This window comes from Streptococcus sp. 'caviae' (assembly GCF_001937065.1).
In the GTDB taxonomy this organism is placed as follows: Bacteria; Bacillota; Bacilli; order Lactobacillales; family Streptococcaceae; genus Streptococcus.
Genome location: NZ_MOWR01000018.1, coordinates 1 through 1,604 on the forward strand (window position 1 = coordinate 1; position 1,604 = coordinate 1,604).

The 1,604-nt window shown below is 39.6% G+C and carries 1 protein-coding gene; it reads left to right on the top strand.

The annotated features are described in order from the left end of the window. Window positions 1-166 precede the first annotated feature (166 nt). Entirely contained in the window at window positions 167-1,429 is a 1,263-nt protein-coding gene (locus BMI76_RS10415) for a transposase (protein ID WP_075347468.1), read from the top strand. The last annotated feature ends 175 nt before the right edge of the window (window positions 1,430-1,604 follow it).

Below are 1,604 nucleotides of genomic sequence, written 5' to 3' on the forward strand. Positions count from 1 at the left end.
TGAATCATTCCCGTAGTTAGTTATCCCATACCCCGCATAGCTTTTCAAACACCCAAAAAGAAAAATCGCCACGATAAGTAGCGATTTTTCCCTTTTGTGAGCCTCAATGAAACGTCAAAGCGTTATAATAGTTTTAACACAAAATCTCTATTAACGAGGTCTCACTATGAAAATTATAACACAACTTAACCTTTTTGAGGATCACGAACTAGGTGATTTGGAAAAAATTTTGATGGTATTAGATGGTCTTCCAGAAACGGATTGCTTTGACAAGTTAGAAGCTAAGCGAAAACATGGTCGTAAAGACTACACCATCCAGTCCTACTTCATTGCCTACATCGCTAAAATAGTTCTTCAATTGGAAACCAATCAACAGTTGATTCGCCAGCTTAATATGAATAGTCAATTGCGTCAAATCTGTGGGTTTGAAACCCATGGGGTTAAATCAAAAAATGGGATGATAAAGCTGGTTCATGCTCCCTCAAAATCCTCTTATTCGCGCTTCATTCAAGATTTAAAAGAAGTCTGTCCAGATATTGAAGAGTGGGTGCTATCTGGCGTTCATGAGCTATATGGACTCCTTCCAGATTTCGGTGTTAACTTGGCCTTAGATGGCAAATTCATTGATAGCTATGCGACGCCTTATGGTAAACAGAAGAAAAAGAAAGATCAGCGTGCCGATTTAGATGCCGATATTGGTATCAAACAGCGACATCATACGAATGGGACAGTAACCAAAGAAAAGCATTATGGCTTTCGTTGTCATCTTATCGTTGATACGACTTATGAGTTACCAGTGGCTTGGAAGGTAACCTCAGCCTCAAAAGGGGAACCGACAATCGCTAAACGGCTCATTAGGAACTTAAGCCAAACGATGCTTGAAAAAGGGAAGTACCTAATGGCAGACAAAGGTTATAGTGGCAGTTCTCTTCAAAATCTTTTGGAGGAGGCACCTATCGTCTCGATTATTGATAACCCACATAAATGGAAAGAAGATGACACCAGGCAATATTTGGATACTGATTTGATTTATAACCAAACAGGAGAAGTCTTTTGGGTAGATGATAGCGGGCAAGCGATTCAGCTCAGGTATAAAGGGTATGATTCTTCTAGTGATAGTTTACGCTATGGTTTTCACCCTAAGTATCAAGATAGCCGTATTTTTCGTTTAAAACGCTGTGTTGAACCGATTATCTTTAATCGAGTAGCGCGAGATAGTAAGAAGTTCAAGAGGCTATACAAGAAGCGAACGGCTGTGGAGCGAGTGAATGGACGACTAGACAGGGACTTTAGATTTGAGACTCATACCATTAGAGGGTTAACGAAGATGAGTTTAGCTGTAGCCATGAGCTTTTTAGTGATGATTGGATTTGCCTTAGGGAAAGTCAAGACAGGTCAAAAAACTCATCTTGCGAGTTGGGTAGTTTAGCAGGTTCAAAAAAATCACCAAGTACACGAGGGGGTATTGCGCCCTTTTTTGCTTTTGTAAGAAATGTTATCATTGCATATCGTGTACTAACTGTTAAGAATACGGAAATACCATTACTATCTTCCATCGAACCATAACAAATCGGACAAAAAACTAACTACGGGAATGATTCATT